This window comes from Alteromonas sp. OM2203, assembly GCF_048517045.1.
Lineage (GTDB): Bacteria > Pseudomonadota > Gammaproteobacteria > Enterobacterales > Alteromonadaceae > Alteromonas > Alteromonas gracilis.
This window is the reverse complement of record NZ_CP183209.1, coordinates 1,599,874-1,618,107: the sequence shown is the minus strand read 5'-3', so window position 1 is coordinate 1,618,107 and position 18,234 is coordinate 1,599,874. Positions and strand designations below refer to the sequence as shown.

The 18,234-nt window shown below is 43.8% G+C and carries 15 protein-coding genes; 12 read left to right on the top strand and 3 right to left on the bottom strand.

What is annotated here, in order from left to right; translation table 11 throughout:
• The first annotated feature begins 16 nt into the window (after positions 1 to 16).
• From ACM0P2_RS07305 to ACM0P2_RS07290, 4 genes are all read left to right on the top strand, one after another.
• Entirely contained in the window at positions 17 to 1,312 is a 1,296-nt protein-coding gene (locus tag ACM0P2_RS07305; RefSeq protein ID WP_159120210.1) for a GntP family permease, read from the top strand.
• Between the two features lie 176 nt (positions 1,313 to 1,488).
• Positions 1,489 to 2,799: an E22 family MetX-like putative esterase gene (locus ACM0P2_RS07300; protein ID WP_419227692.1), complete on the top strand. Its 1,311-nt coding sequence runs from the start codon at positions 1,489 to 1,491 to the stop codon at positions 2,797 to 2,799.
• Positions 2,799 to 3,857, top strand: a complete 1,059-nt coding sequence (locus ACM0P2_RS07295; RefSeq protein WP_373996028.1) for a prolyl oligopeptidase family serine peptidase — start codon at positions 2,799 to 2,801, stop codon at positions 3,855 to 3,857. Before ACM0P2_RS07300 ends, ACM0P2_RS07295 begins: the two co-directional genes overlap by 1 nt.
• Positions 3,850 to 4,617 carry a 3-hydroxybutyrate dehydrogenase gene (locus tag ACM0P2_RS07290; RefSeq protein ID WP_105931991.1) on the top strand — a complete coding sequence of 256 codons (768 nt, stop codon included), beginning with the start codon at positions 3,850 to 3,852 and terminating at the stop codon, positions 4,615 to 4,617. Before ACM0P2_RS07295 ends, ACM0P2_RS07290 begins: the two co-directional genes overlap by 8 nt.
• 102 nt (positions 4,618 to 4,719) lie before the next feature.
• Here ACM0P2_RS07290 and ACM0P2_RS07285 read toward each other — a convergent pair whose 3' ends face one another.
• Positions 4,720 to 5,880 (bottom strand): iron-containing alcohol dehydrogenase, encoded by a 1,161-nt coding sequence (locus ACM0P2_RS07285; RefSeq protein WP_159120212.1) that lies wholly within the window; start codon positions 5,878 to 5,880, stop codon positions 4,720 to 4,722.
• Positions 5,881 to 6,151: 271 nt separating this feature from the next.
• On the opposite strand from ACM0P2_RS07285, the gene ACM0P2_RS07280 reads away from it, so the two are divergent.
• From ACM0P2_RS07280 to tmpT, 6 genes are all read left to right on the top strand, one after another.
• The gene (locus ACM0P2_RS07280) at positions 6,152 to 8,509 is read left to right on the top strand and encodes a fatty acid cis/trans isomerase (RefSeq protein ID WP_419227505.1); all 2,358 of its coding nucleotides are present in this window, start codon (positions 6,152 to 6,154) and stop codon (positions 8,507 to 8,509) included.
• A 90-nt stretch (positions 8,510 to 8,599) separates the two neighbouring features.
• Positions 8,600 to 9,475 carry an NAD(+) kinase gene (gene nadK / locus ACM0P2_RS07275; protein WP_105931988.1) on the top strand — a complete coding sequence of 292 codons (876 nt, stop codon included), beginning with the start codon at positions 8,600 to 8,602 and terminating at the stop codon, positions 9,473 to 9,475.
• 272 nt (positions 9,476 to 9,747) lie between these two features.
• Positions 9,748 to 10,257 (top strand): DNA starvation/stationary phase protection protein Dps, encoded by a 510-nt coding sequence (dps, locus tag ACM0P2_RS07270; RefSeq protein WP_105931987.1) that lies wholly within the window; start codon positions 9,748 to 9,750, stop codon positions 10,255 to 10,257.
• Positions 10,258 to 10,561: 304 nt separating this feature from the next.
• On the top strand, positions 10,562 to 12,247 hold the full coding sequence (recN, locus tag ACM0P2_RS07265; protein ID WP_159120214.1) for a DNA repair protein RecN: 1,686 nt from the start codon (positions 10,562 to 10,564) through the stop codon (positions 12,245 to 12,247).
• A 124-nt stretch (positions 12,248 to 12,371) separates the two neighbouring features.
• Positions 12,372 to 12,728: an outer membrane protein assembly factor BamE gene (locus tag ACM0P2_RS07260; protein ID WP_105931985.1), complete on the top strand. Its 357-nt coding sequence runs from the start codon at positions 12,372 to 12,374 to the stop codon at positions 12,726 to 12,728.
• 100 nt (positions 12,729 to 12,828) lie between these two features.
• Positions 12,829 to 13,482, top strand: coding sequence for a thiopurine S-methyltransferase (tmpT, locus tag ACM0P2_RS07255; RefSeq protein ID WP_159120215.1), 654 nt, complete (start codon positions 12,829 to 12,831; stop codon positions 13,480 to 13,482).
• Positions 13,483 to 13,577: 95 nt separating this feature from the next.
• Here the strand turns inward: tmpT and ACM0P2_RS07250 are convergent, their stop codons facing one another.
• Positions 13,578 to 14,864 (bottom strand): DUF445 domain-containing protein, encoded by a 1,287-nt coding sequence (locus ACM0P2_RS07250; RefSeq protein ID WP_173358801.1) that lies wholly within the window; start codon positions 14,862 to 14,864, stop codon positions 13,578 to 13,580.
• A gap of 1,008 nt (positions 14,865 to 15,872) precedes the next feature.
• Here ACM0P2_RS07250 and ACM0P2_RS07245 point away from each other — a divergent pair.
• Together ACM0P2_RS07245 and ACM0P2_RS07240 are read left to right on the top strand one after the other, a co-directional pair.
• Positions 15,873 to 16,544 carry a DUF4097 family beta strand repeat-containing protein gene (locus ACM0P2_RS07245; protein WP_159120217.1) on the top strand — a complete coding sequence of 224 codons (672 nt, stop codon included), beginning with the start codon at positions 15,873 to 15,875 and terminating at the stop codon, positions 16,542 to 16,544.
• Positions 16,545 to 16,583: 39 nt separating this feature from the next.
• Positions 16,584 to 17,150, top strand: coding sequence for a sugar O-acetyltransferase (locus ACM0P2_RS07240; RefSeq protein ID WP_159120218.1), 567 nt, complete (start codon positions 16,584 to 16,586; stop codon positions 17,148 to 17,150).
• A gap of 156 nt (positions 17,151 to 17,306) precedes the next feature.
• Here the strand turns inward: ACM0P2_RS07240 and dkgB are convergent, their stop codons facing one another.
• Positions 17,307 to 18,110: a 2,5-didehydrogluconate reductase DkgB gene (gene dkgB, locus ACM0P2_RS07235; RefSeq protein ID WP_419227504.1), complete on the bottom strand. Its 804-nt coding sequence runs from the start codon at positions 18,108 to 18,110 to the stop codon at positions 17,307 to 17,309.
• Between the last annotated feature and the right edge of the window lie 124 nt (positions 18,111 to 18,234).

The window sequence follows — 18,234 nt, the reverse complement described above, 5'->3', positions numbered from 1 at the left end:
TTAAGGAATAATAATTATGTTAAGTATGATTGGCTTGGTAGGCGGTCTGTTGTTGCTTATTGTTTTGACAATACGCGGAATGAACCTGTTTATCGCTGCCCCCTTGTGTGCCCTCGTCGTCGCTGTAACCAACAACATTGGGGTATTCACCGGTGACGTAAATTTTGTTGAGACCTATATGAGTGGGTTCTCAGGCTTTATCGCCTCTTGGTTTTTTATGTTTTTACTGGGTGCTCTGTTTGGTAAATTCATGGAGGACACTGGGGCCGCCGATGCGGTATCTCGCTGGATCATCACGAAGATTGGCTATAAGCGCGCCGTTTTAGCTGTTGTGCTCGCTTGCGCTATTTTAACTTATGGTGGCGTCAGCGTTTTCGTGGTGGCATTCTCTGTTTATCCTATGGCCGTAAGCTTGTTTAAAGATGCCAACTTACCCCGTCGCTTTATTCCTGCGGCTATGGCCTTCGGATCGGTGACTTTCACCATGACCTCTGCGGGCTCACCTGAAATCCAAAACTGGATCCCTATAAAGTACTTGGGTACTTCACCCTTTGCAGCGTGGGAAGTTAGTCTGATTGTCGCTATGTTTATGGCATGTTTTGGCTATTGGTGGCTTGCTAAAATGATAAGAAAGGCCGTGAACAATGGCGAGGTTTTCGAAGCTAGAGCAAGTGATCCGCAACTGCGTGAAAGAGCCCTGCCTCACCCACTTACCGGTATTGTCCCACTGGTTGTGGTGTTAGTTATTTCTTTTTTATTTCATGAAGAACTCGCGCAACTGGCGCTTATTCTTGCATTAGGCGGTGGCGTATTGTGTTTGTTAACTATTAATTTCAAGCATTTTCAGAGTCTACCAATGGCCATTAACGCAGGCACAACGGGCGCGCTTATTGCGATAGGTAATACTGCAGCAGTTGTAGGTTTTGGCTCAATTGCAAAGAACACTGACGCGTTTCAAACCACCGTTGCATTAATGACGCAAATTCCTGGAAACGAGCTAATTGGCGCCGCCATCGCTGTTAGTGTTATTGCTGGCTTAACCGGCAGCGCATCTGGTGGACAGGCCATCGCCCTTCCCTTAGTGGCACCTCATTATCTTGACCAAGGCGTTGAGCCTGAACAGTTACACAGAATTGTTTCTATATCGTCAGGTGCGTTAGATTCGCTACCCCATAATGGTTACGTCGTAACTACCATACGTGCGATATGTCATGAAACCCATCAGGCCGCCTATTGGGCCGTTGGCGCGCTGACTGTAGTAGTACCGGTTATTGGCCTTGCCATGGCCATTGGTCTGTTTAGCGTTTTGTAGGGTGGCATAAACGTTATGAAAAAAACAAACACTGGATATGCTGCGCTATGCAACAGACGCAAAAAAGGAAAGGTTCTATGAGTGCCAATAGTCGGTGTGTAAAAAATATAGCTCAACTTGCCATGAGGCTCTTATCGATTAATAGCAAGTTTCAAAGACTTTCGATTTTGCCATTTATGATGGAGTTAACAGACCGTTTTTCTATAAAACAACATGCTACTTCTAGTAGAAAATTGAACCTAAGACTTTCTTTAGGTTTTTGTTTAGTTTTGTCTTTAGTAACCGTGCTAAGTTCTCCGTCGCTTGCTAATGAAGCGAAGAATACCGGAAAACCAGGAGCGGCACCTTCATCTCCGTTGGTAGTAAAAAAGCAGGTATTTGAAATGCCACTTTTTAAAACGTTTGGTGGCCAGCATATAAAAGATGTGAAGGTCGGCTGGGAAGCGTACGGAAAGTTAAATGAGGATAAAAGTAACGTTATTCTTATCACACATTATTTTTCAGGTTCATCCCATGTAGCTGGAAAATACAATCCCGATGATGCTGCTACAGGATATTGGGACAGCATCATTGGTCCAGGAAAAGCAATAGATACGGACCGCTTTTACGTTGTCAGTGTAGATACATTGGCCAATTTAAACGCTTATGACCCTAACGTTATTACTACAGGGCCTGCTTCAATTAACCCAGATACAGGAAAGCCCTATGGTTTAGACTTCCCAGTGGTCACCATTCGAGATTTCGTTAACGTGCAGAAGGCGTTGCTTGAAAGCCTAGGCATTAGTAAGCTTTACGCCGTTATCGGGCCTTCTATGGGGTCGATGCAAGCCATTGATTGGGCAAGTACCTATCCCGACTGGGTTGAACGAATGATTTCTGTCATCGGGGCTGGACAAAGTGACGCCTGGACCACATCTGCCCTTGAGCACTGGGCTAATCCCATCAAGCTTGATAGCAAATGGAACGACGGTGCCTACACCGAAAACGATAGACCATTTAAAGGCTTGGTGGCCTCGCTTATGCTGATCACCCAACATGCGCTTACCCCAACATTTTTTAACGAGCAAGGCAGCAACCTAGGATATAAAAATATTGAATCTGCTCCGCTTGACGATATTCGACAGTCGCATAGCATTGTGAGATGGCTGCGTGAACGCGCTGAAGCCCGTGCAGAAAGTATGGATGCTAATCACCTTTTATACTTGGTTCGTGCCTGCCAACTATTTGTGGCAGGCCATGATAATAACCTTAAGCAAAGCCTTGCATCGATAAAAGCAAAAACACTTTTTATACCGGCAGAAACCGATTTACTTCTAATGCCTTATTTGTCACAAAATGCCCACCAAGGCTTACTCTCACAGAACAAGAATTCCACACTTTTAACACTAAACGGTAAGTTAGGACACTTAGAAGGCGTCAGTAACATTTCCGCTCAGGCAAAGGCCATTCGCCGATTTTTAGAGAATGAAAAGGAAGCAAATTTATGATGAAAAAACAATTTTATTTACGCCGGGCTCTGTGTCTTTCTTTTTTCAGTGCTAGCGCGCTTGCGTTCAGTGCTGCTTCAGTTGCTAACAACGATATTCCCAAGCTCGCACTCGATTTAGAAAATGTCACCGTGTCTGGCCTATCTTCTGGCGGGTATATGGCCACCCAATTCCAGTTAGCCCATAGCGACTGGGTGAAAGGCGTGGGCGTTATCGCCGGAGGTCCGTACTTCTGTGCTCAAGGAGACATAACCACTGCGCTAGCACAATGTGTCAATAAAGTTGAGGGCGAAATAGACATTAAAGCGCTAAACGAAAAAGCTAAACACTATGAGTCGGAAGGAAAAATCGCGCCGCTCAATAATATGAAAGATACGAAAGTTTGGCTTTTCCATGGCACCCAAGACACCAGAGTGGTCGCGAAAGTCAGCGACTTACTTTTTGAACAATACAAACTATGGACAGACACGCAAAACATTACATATATCAACGACAAGCCCATGGCGCATTTATTCCCAACAAAGGAAGAGGGCGTAAACTGCATGAAATCAGAAAGCCCTTTCATTGGTAACTGCGACTATGACGCCGCAGGCGCCCTGCTCTCTCACCTCATTGCAGACGTTACCACACCTGATGAATCACTTTCTGGGAAAATACATTCCATAGACCAGCAAAAAATAGCAGGGAGCAACGCAAAAACCTTAGCAAGCGAAGGCTTTGTGTATATACCAGAAAGCTGCGCACAAGGAGAGGCCTGTAAAGCACACATTAGTTTTCACGGCTGTAATCAATACGCAGACGCCGTTGGCGACGCCTACACAACTCAAACAGGGCTAAATGAGTGGGCCGATGACAACAATATCGTCGTACTTTATCCGCAAACTAAAAAATCGCTGTTTATGCCGCTAAACCCGCAAGGTTGTTGGGATTGGTGGGGCTACGCGTCCAGTGATTACGCTAACAGGGATGGCGCACAAATCGCCGCCGTTAAAGAGCTGCTATTTTCACTGAACACTCGTCTTCCTGTGAAGGACAATAAAGGAAACGCCGATGAGTAAGCGAACGATATTTATCACAGGTGGCGCCAGCGGTATTGGTTTCGGTATTGCTGAATCTATGATCAGACAAGGCCACCACGTTATTATTGCTGATATAAACGAACAGGCGGCTAAGGATGCCGTAACTAAGCTTGCCCATTTGGAAGGCTCGGCTAGTGCTATTGCCGTTGATGTTTGCGATGCTAAACAGGTGGCAGCACTACCTGACGCTCTAGGCAAATATACGGTTGATGTATTAATCAATAATGCGGGCATACAGCATGTATCTCGCCTTGAGGATTTTCCTGCGGATAAGTGGCAGCAGCTGATCAATATTATGCTGGTAGGCCCTGCTCTGCTGACCCAAGCCTTTTTACCAGCCATGCGCGAGCAAAATTATGGACGCATAATCAATATAGGTTCAATACATTCTCTTGTGGCTTCTCCTTTTAAATCCGCCTATGTAGCAGCCAAACACGGGCTTTTGGGGTTCGCAAAAACCATTGCTCTTGAAACCGGTGACTGTGACGTGACCATCAACACACTATGCCCCGCCTATGTAAAAACGCCGTTGGTAGAACAGCAAATTGCGGCCCAAGCAAAAGAAAATAATTTGAGCGAAGAAGAGGTAATAACAAAGATAATGTTAGAGCCCATGCCCAAAAAGCAATTCGTAAGTGTGGAAGAACTCGCAGATACAGCGAACTTCTTAATGTCGCCCAGTGCCCGCAATATAACCGGTCAAACCATGGTCCTTGACGGTGGTTGGACGGCAAGATAGGTGCGCAGTGCTGTTACGTACAGGCTTTAGAAGTGAAAAAGACTGTTCTGTGCAGTCTTTTTATTTAGCCTGATACGCTCTTTAAACTAACGTTATACTTCTCTAGTCCCACAACGAAATATAGATAGCTACCATTTCTTCAATGGTCGGTATACGCGGGTTATTTCCAGGTGATCCTGAGGCCAATGCTTGCTCAGCCATGGTGGAGGTTATCGTAAAGAACGCCTCTTTATCTATTCCAAAATCCTTCGGAGTTGGCACCTGGAGGTCGGCGTTAAGGGCCTTTAATTCACCAATTAATTTTTGATTAGCTAAGTCGTCTGAATCACCTTGTGTTGCTATTCCCATCGCGCGAGCACATTGTGCATAACGCACGGGAGCGCTAGGAATGGAAAATGCAGTAACAGCAGGCAATAACATAGCATTTGAAAGCCCATGGGGAACATGAAAGGCTGCGCCAATGGGGCGACTCATCCCATGCACCAGCGCCACTGATGCGTTGGAAAAGGCAATTCCCGCCAGCGTAGACCCCAACATCATGGCCTCACGGGCATTCTCGTTCTTACCATCTGCAAATACGGTACGTAAGTTCGGCGCAATTAGGGCCATGGCAGAGAGTGCCTGTGCGTCGCTGTATAGATTCGCTTTGCGACTCACATAAGCTTCAATAGCATGAGTGAGCGCATCTATACCAGTGTCTGCGGTTACTCGTTGAGGCAAACTCAAAGTAAGGGAAAAATCTATAAGTGCAGCAGTGGGCATAAACCCTGAGCCCACACACAACATTTTTTCACTTGTTTGTTCATCAGTGATGATAGTGAAGCGCGTCACCTCAGAGCCGGTGCCTGCCGTTGTGGGAATTGCGATTAAAGGAAGCCCTTCTTCGTTCACCACTCTGGGGAACTTATAGTCGCGCATCTCGCCACCGTATTTACCTAAGATACCAATTGCCTTAGCACTATCAATTGGACTGCCGCCGCCAAGCGCAATAATGCAGTCGTAAGGTTTGGCGCGCAAAGCCTCAACGCCGGCTGATATAGAGGCAACTGTCGGTTCAGGTACAGTATCAGAAAAAACATCAAGTGCTATGGAGTGCTCGGCTAAGTAGCTCGTTATCCGATCTGCATATCCCAGTTCAACCATCACGTTATCGGTAATAAGCAAAGGCTTAGAACAATTTAAGCTAGCCAACGTTTCCGTAATTTGCTTGCTAGCATCTTTGCCTATCTGCATCGTTCTTGGCAGTATAATTTGATGAGCCATGTTTCCCTCGCTGCAACTATTTGATGTGTGACTTACCGTAAAGCGAGTTACAAGATAAACAGAAATTGCTTCTTGCGCTTTTGCATTGCACGCTTAGACAGTATTTCTCTCAGCATACCTACCGCTGTACGCAAAGCAACAAACATGTGAAATTGATGTTAAAACAACGTCATTTTTGGATAGAACTACGACTATGTAAAAAGATAATGTGAACCTCCTTTTCCTAAAATTGAATGGTAAACTGTCACCACTTCTACTTTGGATAAAAATTATGAAAAAGTTCGGTGTAATTGCATTGCTTGCAATCGCTCTCTGTACAGCGTTGTGGCAATGGCCGAAACCCGAGGCTCCCTTATTAGCTGAAACGGAGAATGTTTCCTTTGCAAAACAGTTGCCTGACAATTTTTTTGATGAGCAAGTTAACCCCGTGCTTACGCAGCGCTGTGTGGTTTGCCACGCGTGTTACGACGCGCCTTGTCAGTTGAAAATATCGTCCTCGGAGGGCGTTGCTAGGGGAGCTAGTAAAGAAAAAGTTTACGAAGGAACCCGAATAACGGCCGCTCAACCCAACCGCATGTTTCTAGACGCACACAGCACACAGGCGTGGCGTGAGCGAGGCTTCTTTAATGTCTTGCCTGCAAATAAGGAAGCAGGTGAACCTAAAACACAATCATCAGTTCTAGCGCAAATGCTTTTGCTAAAAAAGCAACATCCACTTCCTGATACATCTCATTTAGGTTCTGGCTTTGACATTAGTCTAAGCCGTGAAAACCAATGCCCTACTATTGACGAAATGGGTGAATATATTGCTGAGCAGCCTCTAGGAGGGATGCCCTATGCCCTGCCTGGATTATCAGATGCTGAGCATAATACCCTCATGCAGTGGCTACATCACGGTGCTCCGCTTTCCTCAAGTAAAGTTATATCAGAAGAACTAAACGCTAAAATAGTGGCATTAGAAAAATGGTTAAATGGCGATAGCAACAAAATGCGGTTGTCTGCCCGCTATATCTATGAGCATTTATTTACGTCTCATCTATATTTTGAAAATGTCACAGCTGAAAAAGAGCAACCTCAGTTTTTTAACCTAGTACGCTCACGTACTCCCTCTGGCGAGCCCCTTGATATTATTGCTACGCGCAGACCTTTTGACGACCCAAAGGTCGATCGCGTTTACTACCGACTACAGCCTGTATTTTCCACTATCGTAAGCAAAACTCATCAAGCGTATGCCATCAATGAAACGCTAACCAATAAATGGCAAGCCTGGTTTGTCGACGCCGATTATAAAGTTGAAACGCTCCCCTCTTACGAATCAGAAGTCGCCGCTAACCCCCTTACCGCGTTTTCTCTGCTTCCTGTGAAAAGTCGCTATCGCTTTATGCTTGAGCGGGCGCAGAACACAATTATGGGCTATATCAAAGGCCCTGTTTGCCGCGGTCAGGTCGCACTCAATGTGATTAACGACAGATTTTGGGTGCTCTTCGTCGACCCAGAAATAACTGCCTCTGAAGAAATGAACGCGTTTTACACTTCGCAAAAAGAAAACCTTCACCTCCCTGCTGAAAAAGACAGCTCTGCCTTAGCTGTTAACTGGGTCAAGTATGCTAAACGTCAAGGCAAGTATATGCGCGCTCGCACCGCGTTTATGAATGAAGAATTTAAAAACGGTGAACACTTAAATATTTCCAGCATATGGGATGGCGATGGCGACAACACTAACGCAAGCCTAACGGTGTTCCGTCATTTCGATAACGCGACTGTGGTAAAGGGTATGACAGGTGAGCCTACTAAAACCGCATGGGTTATCGATTACGCTTTGTTAGAGCGAATTCACTATTTACTCGTTGCAGGTTTTGATGTTTACGGTAATTACGGCCATCAATTGATGACGCGTTTGTATATGGACTTTTTGCGGATGGAGGGTGAGTCAAATTTCCTTAATTTACTGCCTCCAGAAACGCGCCATACGCTACTTAAGGAGTGGTATCAAAATGCAAGTCCTGAGTTAACCGACTACCTAGAGGGAGATATAAACAGCTTTGAACAACCCTCGGGCATTGTATTTGAAACAGAAAACCCTCAACAAGAGCTCTACCAAATGCTTTCCACGCATTTATCCAATGTTCTGCCATCAGGCACGACCTACGATAAAAATATATTGTCAGAGAAACAGTTTTCAGCGCTAGCGAGTCTTGACTTTCTTCCCGCACAGCAAGCTACCTTAATGCCAGAGACCACCATAATTGTGATAAAAGACGATGAAGAACCGGAGAAAATTGACGTTTTCACGGCGCTTAGAAACAGTACTCATTACAACGTGAACAGCCTTTTCGAAGAAGAGGAAAATCGCGAGCCTTCTAAAGATACTATCACCCTCGTACACGGATTATTAGGGAGTTACCCCGACGCATTTTGGTTGATCAAAACTTCGGAGGTTATAGGTTCAATTGGACAGTTAAAATCAATTAAAAACGAGAAGGATTACAAAGCATTGCTTGATAAAGTGGGAATGCGCCGCACTAATCCACAGTTTTGGACGTTTAGCGATAACCTTCTAAGGTGGTCAGAAGAGCAATACCCTATTGAAGGGGGGCTTTTAGACTACAACAGGTTAGAGGATAGATAAACCTCATGCTCTGAATCGCTTTACGCTTTTCTTTTACGAAATACCTGTGCTAATGTCCAACCATTGGAAATGAAAGGACATTAGCATTCCATGCCCTATCAAACCGTTGCGTTAATCGGAAAGCCTCAGCACGCTGCAACTCATGACAGCTTAAACATTCTTGCGGACTATTTGCTGGCCAAAGGATGCAAACTGCTTGTTGAAGAAACCATTGCTGAAGAGCTCGAAACTGAAAATTTTGAAAGCTGTAATCTTGTTGCCATCGGTAAAAACGCAGATTTAGCGGTTGTTGTTGGTGGTGACGGTAGTATGCTCGGCGCCGCTCGTGTACTGGCGCGCTTCGACATTCACGTGGTGGGCGTCAATCGCGGAAATTTAGGCTTTTTAACAGATATTCACCCCGATGAAATTACTCAACAACTCGATCTCATTTTTACTGGGGAATGCGTAGTTGAAGAACGGTTTCTGCTTGAAGTGGGTGTTTACAGGCATGAAAAACTCAAAAGTAATAACTCTGCAATGAATGAAGTGGTGCTGCATCACGGAAAAGTTGCCCATATGATGGAGTTCGAAATCTATATAGATGAGCAGTTCGTGTTTAGCCAACGCAGTGACGGGCTTATTGTTGCCACACCAACAGGTTCGACAGCGTATTCACTCTCTGCTGGTGGCCCTATCATCATGCCTAAACTAGACGCCCTTACACTAGTGCCCATGTTCCCTCACACCCTTAGCAGTCGCCCTATCGTTGTTGACGCCGACAGCCAAGTATCGATGAAAGTATCAAAAGTAAATAGTCATTCTCTTCAAGTTAGCTGCGACAGCCATATTGTGCTTCCGGTTCTGCCGGGCGACGAAATTCGAATAAACAAAAGTACCGATAAACTTCATTTAGTCCATCCCAAAGGCTATAGCTATTTCAATGTACTTCGCAAAAAACTAGGTTGGGGCAGCAAGCTTTATTAGATTCCCGCGTAACAACCTCAATCGTGCATTTATTACATGAGCCTGTAGCATTTTCCCAAAGCTACAGGCTTGAAAAATAAAGATTTTTTAATATTACTAAAAATGATTATAGAAATCCGTTACTTATAAACATCCTCGTATACGGCATACCTGTTGCACCTTCTTAGTCAAGCTCTCAGCGAAATGATTTACAAGGCGAAGCTAGACTTCCTTAAGTCTCATAAGTTCTTGTTAACAATTCGCTGATATTTTATTCAGCAATAGGAGATATCATGAGTAATACCAATATCAAATTTACAGCCCCAGGAATGGATAACGATGCCGCTGCCAAAACTATCAAGGTATTGGATCAACGATTAGTCGCGCTATTAGATTTACAGCTTACGCTTAAACACGTTCACTGGAATGTTGTGGGACCGAATTTTATCGGTGTGCACGAAATGTTGGACCCGCAGGTTGATGCGGTTCGTGGTATGACCGACACCATCGCAGAGCGCATTGCCACGTTGGGCGGAGTACCTAAGGGTACACCAAAAGCGATTGTAGAAGGTCGCAGCTGGGAAGACTATCAATTAGGTAAAGGCTTGGTGCTTGACCACCTCAAGGCGTTAGATGCTGTTTATGATGGCGTGAATGGCGATCACAGAAAAGCACTAGAGATTTTGGGTGACATTGACCCTGTTTCAGAAGACATGATTACAGGTCAATTAGCTGATTTAGAACAGTTCCAATGGTTCGTTCGCGCCCATATCGAATCTGGCAGCGGTGAACTGCAACAGTAATCTCTAGCCTTGGGTGCACTGCTAGTTTAAAAGCAGTACATTACAAACTTAGATAGATTTTTATAAAGGGGAGCTTTTGCTCTCCTTTTTACTGTATAAAAAAAGTAACCTCGTATTCTGATATAGCTGTTACTCGTAACCAACCTTAACTAAAATATTTATAAGCCTCATAAATTCAAAAACTTACCCCTCTGCACTCTATTTTTTATCAATTTTTATACGACTTCACTTTACACAGTTAAATACTGTATATATTATCAGTTACTGTATATATCATCATGTTCAACTTTTTCCGAGTGTGGTTATGTTAGCGCATCTTTCTATTTCTAATTTTGCAGTTGTCAAACAGTTGTCCGTTCAGCTTGAAAACGGGCTTACTGCGATTACGGGTGAAACCGGTGCTGGTAAATCTATTGCTATAGACGCTTTGAGCCTTTGTTTGGGAGAACGTGCAGATGCAAATGCCGTTCGCAAAGGCAGTGCTAAAGCTGAAATTATTGCTCACTTTTCACTAAGTAAAAATGAATTGGCCAAAGCGTTTCTTGACGAACATGAGCTGACATCTGATGAAGATGAAAACAGCTGCTTCATTCGCCGCGTTATTTCAAAAGAAGGTCGCTCAAAAGCATTCATCAATGGTGTGCCTGCTTCATTGCAGCAGTTAAAGGGACTGGGGCAGTTTTTACTTGCCATTCACGGGCAAAACACCCACCTTCAACTGCTTAAAGAAGACCACCAACGCGACCTCGTCGATGGGTATGCAAAACACAATGATGTTTTAGAAAAGGTAAAAGACGCTTACTCCCAATGGAGAGACAAGCAGCGCACACTCAAAATACTTCAAGAACAAGCTCAGCAACGAGAAGACCGTCTTCAGCTTCTTACGTATCAAGTACAGGAACTCGACGAGTTCGCTATTGAGGATGGCGAATTTGAAGAGCTGGAAACGGAGCACAAACGTTTAAGTAACGGACAAAGCTTGTTAGAGCAAGCGCAAACAAGTGTGTATAACTTGTATGAAAACGATGAGGGCAACGCGCTTTCTGTCATACAAAGCAGCATAGAGCGATTGGGTGAGTTAGAAGCTCACGACGCTAGTCTTACCCCAATGATTGCACTATTAAACGATGCCGCCATTCAAGTAGAAGAAGCGGCAAGCGAGTTGCGCAGCTATTGTGACCAATTAGAAATCGATCCTTTACGCCTTCAACAGGTTGAAGCTCGTTATGCTAAGGCAATGGATTTGGCGCGTAAACATTCAGTCATGCCCGAGGCCCTTTATCAGCACCATCAAGAATTGGCTGCTGAGTTCGCATCATTGTCGGATCAAGAGACGCTTTTAGGCACATTAGAAAGTGAAGTTGCCGAGGCGAGAACAGCTTATTTAGTTGCAACACAAAGCCTTTCGGAAAGTAGGCAGCGGGCGGCGCAAAAGCTAAGTAAAGATATTGAAACGCAAATTCGTCAGATGAATATGCCTCACGCAAAAGTAGACATTCAAATACAGTATGATGAACTTAAAAAACCTGTAAGTACGGGGCTGGACTCAGTGGAATTTAAGGTCTCGACTAACCCGGGTCAAGACGCAGATAAACTGGACAAAGTCGTGTCAGGCGGTGAACTTTCTCGCATTGGGCTAGCGATTCAAGTGATTGCAAGCGACCATCACGCCACACCAACAATGATTTTTGACGAAGTGGACACAGGCATTAGCGGCCCTACAGCCTCTATTGTTGGCGGCTTGCTTCGTAAGCTAGGCAGCCAATCACAAGTAATGTGTGTAACGCATTTGCCTCAGGTTGCCGCCCAGGCACACAATCAACTTTTTGTAACCAAGATTACCGATGGTGAGAGCACAGAAACCCAAATGCTGCCGCTTACCAAGCAAGATAGAATTGACGAACTTGCGAGACTGCTAGCCGGCGATAAAGTTACAAAATCAGCGTTAGCGAATGCAAAAGAGCTGCTTAAAAGCGCTGCATCGAACTAAAATGCAGTTGATTGGTCATAGTTGTCAATGTAGCATGCCTTCGCGCTTGCAATAAAACAGCCGCGAAATTCGCATTAGCGAGCTTCGATGGCACTAACAAAGGCAATACTGGACAAATTAACGAATGAAGTTGCACCATCTATTAGTAATTCTTGGTATCACATTAACATCAACGGCTTGCTCGAACTGGATCTATCGAATCGACGTTCCTCAAGGAAACTTTCTAGACCAGAGAGACGTTGAAAAGCTACGCGTTGGAATGACAAAAGAACAAGTTATCTATGTACTAGGAAATCCGGTTGTCCAAGACTCGTTCGACGATGATACTTGGTACTATGTATATGATATGAAGCGCGGAATGAAAAAACGCGGAGAAGATTTTCAAAAGCAAATGGTCATAAACTTTGTCGATGACAAAGTGACAACTGTTGAAGGTGACTTCGAATTATCTGAAGACTTCAACACACCGCTTGATAATTAATATCACTTTAAAAGCAGCCATCTCGCGCTGCTTTTTTATCTTACTTTGAAAATAAAACTGTTTGTGGAGCTCGCTCTGCGTCTTGCTAAGAGGTTTTCTAATGGAGCATAGTTTTTGGCATAGTAAATGGCAAAAGAACGAAATTGGATTTCATGAACCAAAAGGCAATGCACTTCTTGTAAAGTACGCGTCTTTTCTACTCGGTGACGAAACCTCTAAAGCTTCTTTAAAACGTATATTTGTACCACTATGCGGGAAGACAAGAGACATAGGCTGGTTGCTTTCTCAAGGATGTGATGTAGTAGGTGCTGAGCTTAGCGAATTAGCAGTCATTCAGTTGTTTGAAGAGCTAGATGTGAAGCCTACCGTTACCACGACAGCAAACGGTAAAATTTATGCTAAAGATAGTTTGACCATATACGTCGGTGATATCTTTAAGCTAACGCCAACCGACTTAGGTGAGGTAACGGGTGTTTACGATAGAGCAGCATTGGTAGCACTACCTAGCCCGCTTCGCGAGCAATATGCTGCGCATTTAATGGCCATTACTCAATGCGCACCGCAGCTAATCATCTCATTCGAGTATGACCAGAATGAAATGGCCGGCCCTCCCTTTAGTGTAAATGAAGATACAGTTACGTCCCTTTACTCCGATAACTACACTATCAACCGTCTTGAACGCTCTGTATTAAAAGGGGGTTTAAAGGGTAAGGTTGAAGCTGATAATCTAGTATTCGCTCTTCACGTTAAATGAATCGAGCGTGCAGCAGCGAATATTGTTTTAATCTCCAAATAATCAATGTTTCGACAAGTTTTCAACTAAGCTACATTGTCTATTTGCGAAGAACGCTATACGCCAATCAGCGCTTCTATCCCAAACAGTATTGCACCAATTAGCCCACCGACAATCGTGCCGTTAATTCGCACTTTTTGGAGGTCTCGCCCAATATTCAGCTCCACCTGCTGCGCCATTTCTCGCTCGTCCCAGCTATTTATCGTGTCACGAATATGACGTGTGAGAAACTCAGCCAGCTCTGGCGCCATATATTTAGTCGCTTCACCAATATGCTTGTTAAATGCTTTTGCTAATTCACTGTCTTGCGTCAACGTAGTGCCTAAGTCTGTTAAGAGGCCAGAGACCTTTACCTCTGCTTTACCATTTTTCTCTTCAAGAGACGCTAACAGCCATTGATGGAACTTGGCCCACGACTGCTGAACATAGGCGTTTAGTGCTGGATCATTAATAATCTTTTCGCGGTAGCTGTTTACCTTTTTCTCCATTAATGGGCTGTGCTGTAACTCGTATAAAAATTCGTGCACCTGCTCATCAAAGGCATGGCGAATCGGATGGTGCTCATCTTCGTATATGTCTTCTAAAATACTCGAAACGGCTTTTACAGCAATTAACGCACCCTGTTCACTCAACCAGCTAGACGGCAACAACTTTTCAATTCGGCTGTATTCGGTTTTTAACCAAACAACTAATGTATCTGCTATATAAATCTGGGTCTCAGGCTCCGCGAGCAGTTTGGCTAGTTTTCCTAGCACCCTATCAAGGACAACTTGATGCTGCCGCTCTCTCGTCACAGCGCCTAATGACGTTACCATAAGCTGCCTGAGGTCAAGTTCATTAATACCTTTCTGAGCGGTTTTAGCGATAAACGCTTTCACCGGTTTATCATCAAGTACACGCATCACGCCAGCCAAAGCATCACACAAAAATCGGCTCAAACGAGCAGAGTTTTTCTTTTGGGACAACCATCTTCCCGCTCCTTTGGCAGGATCACTATCGCGAATAAGCTTTTCTATCGCTTCGGGATGAAAGAACTTTTCTTTTACGAATAATGACAAGTTATTAGCAATAACAGACTTATTGCTAGCGACTATGTTGGTGTGAGGAATGGGATATTTTGCAGGTATTGGTTTAAACAGTGCGGTCACAGCAAACCAATCGGCGAGGCCACCAACGAGCGCTGCCTCACTGGCCATCTTTATAAGCCCCAACCACCAGGCACCTTGCAATTCTGTATAAAACTTAGGAAATAATATTGTTGAAACAAATACACACGCGGCAAAAATTAAACAGTACAAGGCTAGCCGCTTAGCTTTATTCAATTGTGCATATTTGTCCTGCATCTACTGCTCCGTTTAGATTAATCGTTTGTCATCTTGGCCGATTAGATGTATGTCGTTTTTTTAAAACGTTCTTAACCACAGAAGGAAAATATCTAAGGCGCCTTGCTCAGGCGATGTAGCTTTACTATTTTTCTCTGACTATTAATAGCGTTCTTACCACCTCTTATCTGTGAAGATACAGAAGTCGGCAAGTCGTACTCATCATTTAGTATGCAAACAATAGGCCTTATCACCAAACCGGAGAGTCTCGGCATCACGTTAAAACGGATTTTTTGTTACTGAGTCATCAAGTAGCTCTAATTCAGCTATTGCCAAAGTTGTTATTAGGATCGCTTCTCGGATGAGAAGGTGGGCAGCGTTCAATAAATAAATTGCACACATATTCAGCCTTTACTTACTCTATCACCCCTATTTTATATTGCGAAACCATCATCAGTATCAGTGCATTTCTTGGTGTCATCTCTGGACACCCACTTAAATCTCTCAGCGGATTGACACAAAATCACATTTCTCAGACGCCTCCTCTCACTTTAAAGCGGAGTTTCGAGTGTCTGTCCACGTCTGTACTTTCGTAAATGTTTTACGTGCAAGTTTTGGACACCCACTTAAACCTTATTAAGTTAGCTTCAAACCACTTTTCTCAAGTGTCTGTCCCTTTCTTTAATGCAAAGCTTCAATTAAATGTATGTCCCTTTCTGTGCTCTAGCGAGCTTAGTGTCTGTCCACTTCTGTACTTTCGTGTATCGATATCTCAGATGGTCAAATGCACTACACGTTAGTTGATGAGGCTATTAAGCTAATAATTACGCCACCGCGTTGAGTTCCGCCTTTCGAACAAAAACGCTATCCTTTTGTTTTAATTATATTTTAAATAATGGCACGTAACGTGAAAAACGTGATGAGTAATGTGATAAATAACGTTGAAGTAAAACTCGACAGTTTACTGATTAATACATCGAAATAAGCGTGCTATCAAAAATATATAAAAACCGTTAAGGATATAAGAATATGAAAAAGTCTATTTTAACCTCAACAGCGCTTCTGCTTTCTGCATCTCTTCTTTCTGGTTGCGTTATACATGTGGGGAATGCTGGTGCATTGGATGGCAGTGACTTAAGCTCTATTCTAGGCAATATAGACATTGCAGAAGGAAAGCATGCCGGCGATATTTCTTCGGTAAACGGTAATGTTGAGATTAGCGACAATGCGGGTGCTGACGAAGTCAACATTGTTAACGGCAACCTTGAAATGGGTAGTCATGTGACTGTCCGAAATATTGATATCGTCAATGGAGACGTGAATGCATCTTCACATTTAACTGTGCTTAAAGACTTAGAGACTGTAAATGGAAACGTAGCGCTGCCTTCTCAAAGTAGCGTGGGCGGCAGCGTTGAAACAGTAAATGGTGATATCACGGCAGCAGATACCAAAATAGAGAAACATATCAAAACACTAAACGGTGATATTACGCTTTCTGGTAATTCTCACGTACATGGCGATATTATTTACAGAGAGAATGAAAGCTCATGGGGAAACAAATCTGATGACAAACCTACGCTGTCTATAAGCGCTTCAGTTACTGTTGAAGGCAATATTATTTTAAAACGCCCTGTCAATTTAGACATTGAAAGCGAAACGTTAAAACAAAAAGTCGTTGTAAGCTATGGTAGTGCGCAGTAACGTATCGACATTATTTTGTAGCGCTGTGTTTAAAACCTTATGACCGAACAAGAAAAAATGCTCGCTGGCGATTTATACTACCCGTCAGACAAAACATTAACGGCATTGCGTAAGCAATGCCGTATTCAATTAGACGAGCTCAATGCGACCTGTCAAAGTGACCATAAAAAGCGTACAGGACTATTAAAAGCCCTTTTCGGTTCGACGGGGAAAAGGCTTTACATTGAGTCTTCGTTCAAATGCGATTACGGTGAAAACATCTATGTAGGCGAAAATTTCTACGCCAATTTTAACTGTGTTATTTTAGATGCGGCCAGAGTAACCATTGGCGATAACTGTATGATCGCTCCTCAAGTTGGGCTCTACACCGCTACTCATCCAATTGACCCAGTTCGACGGGCTACAGGAATTGAGTTTGCAAAACCCATAACCATTGGTGATAACTGCTGGATTGGTGGAATGGCTGTTATAAATCCCGGCGTGAGCCTAGGGGATAACGTGGTTGTTGCCTCGGGCTCTGTAGTAACAAAATCTTTCGGTGATAATGTTGTTATTGGAGGCAACCCAGCCAGAATTCTTAAACACGTAGAAGTAGAGAAGAGCTAAACGTGCGGGATTTTATTGCGAGCAGATCGAAACTTACCTTCATTTCCTCAACTCAATTTTTTGCCGCCGCCTAAAGTTGATAATTGGAGGCGGCGACATGAAAAGCTAATCTATTACTTCACTATTTAACTTAACAGCTATAAAAACTGTATGAGGTTAATCCCTCGTAGGAGCGAAGTCTGGATTAACGATACGTTCACCATTGTCTAAATCGTCGATAAGCGCTAGCTCCTCATCAGTCAAATGCACACCACCATACGCTAAATTTTCCGCCAAGTGCTGTTTACTGGTTGATGAGGGGATAGCGTAAATATGACGTTTTTCCATCCACGCCAATACCACTTGTGCAGGTGTTGCATCGTGATTTTGAGCAATTCGCATCAGCGTTTCATCCTTCATGACTTTCCCCACCGCGAATGGCATATAAGCGGTCGCTCGAATTCCTTTCTTTTTACAGGCTTCCACTACTTTTTTATTTTGCATGAAAGGATGGATCTCAATCTGATTGGTATACACTTCACCCTCGCCTAAAATACTCTCTGCTTTGTCTAGCAGGTCGATGGTAAAGTTCGACACACCTATGTGTCGCGTCAAGCCGTCCGCTTTTGCTTGCGCAAGACTTCCCAAATAACTTTCTAACGTTATGTCATTTCCAGGATAGGGCCAATGGATAAGCAGTAAATCGACGTATTCTAGCTTCAATTTTTCCAAACTTTCATGCACGCTTGGAATAAAATGAGCGTCTCCCAATGACTCATGCCACACTTTCGTTGTAACAAAAAGCGAGCTTCTGTCTAAGCCACTGGTCTTGATCGCGTCTCCCACTTCCGCTTCATTTCCGTAAAACTGGGCGGTGTCTATGTGTCTAAAGCCAACATCCAGCGCCTTACTGACTGACTCTCGGGCTTCCTCGCCTTCTAAACGAAATGTTCCCATTCCCAACTGAGGCATGTCTTTCATTACCATCTCCTTTTCCGTGTCTTAGATTTTCGCTACGTCACGTAGCATATTCCTATTTTGCTACGCTAAGTTTCACTAAGAAGATCGGTATAAACACGGTATAAATTGACGCATTCAAAAAGAA